General features: G+C 44.6%; 1 pseudogene. It reads left to right on the top strand.

What is annotated here, in order from left to right:
* Nucleotides 1–278 (top strand): annotated as a pseudogene (locus PORUE0001_RS02705) (hypothetical protein); the annotation flags it as partial.
* Between the last annotated feature and the right edge of the window lie 432 nt (nucleotides 279–710).

The following is a 710-nucleotide window of genomic DNA, read 5'->3' as shown; positions in this document are numbered from 1 at the left end:
CAAAAAGTGGCTCGACCATCGAGCTGATTTCTTACCTCTTCACACAAGAGTGGATGAAAGCCAATATACCAGGGACGGATCCCCTCATTAAGGACTTCATGACGAAGAATGGCTTCACCTACCAAGGAATGGAAAAGGTAAGTATATACGATATAGAAGCAGACTTATATCAGTACTACAATGACCAGCTGAAGGTCTACTTTGAGTACAGCCTAGTCGGTGGAGCATTTCCTACGGCAATGGGTGTATACACCAAGACACCTACAGTAGAGTTCTAGTACTACAGAGGGCTTTCATACACAGAGCCAGCTCCTCGACCCATGCGCGTCGGAGAGCTGGCTCGCTCTTTTAATCCAGCCAAAGGAGCCATCCTTTTGAGAAAGATCAAGTAGGTAGTTCTGAAGGAATGAGCTATCTATCAGTACCACTTGGGTGAAACCAGAGTTTCATACGGAAGAAACCAGAGTTTCATACGGAGGAAACCAGAGTTTCATACGGAGGAAACTGTAAATTGGTCGCAATCAAGTAGTCGGGAAGTATGCTGTCCGATACAAGTATTTCGGCGGAAGAAGAGTCCTTTTGGGATCGCAAAAGGGTCCCTACATTTCAGGAGATTATTGATGCCGTTTGATGAGATGTGTAGTCCAATTTTCGGGTTCAATTAGCACTTGTATGTTTCGTCTCAATGATGTACCTTTGCAATACAACGA

It is taken from the genome of Porphyromonas uenonis 60-3 (genome assembly GCF_000174775.1).
Lineage (GTDB): Bacteria > Bacteroidota > Bacteroidia > Bacteroidales > Porphyromonadaceae > Porphyromonas > Porphyromonas uenonis_A.
The sequence above is the reverse complement of the archived record's forward strand: the minus strand, read 5'-3'. Positions and strand labels throughout refer to the sequence as shown.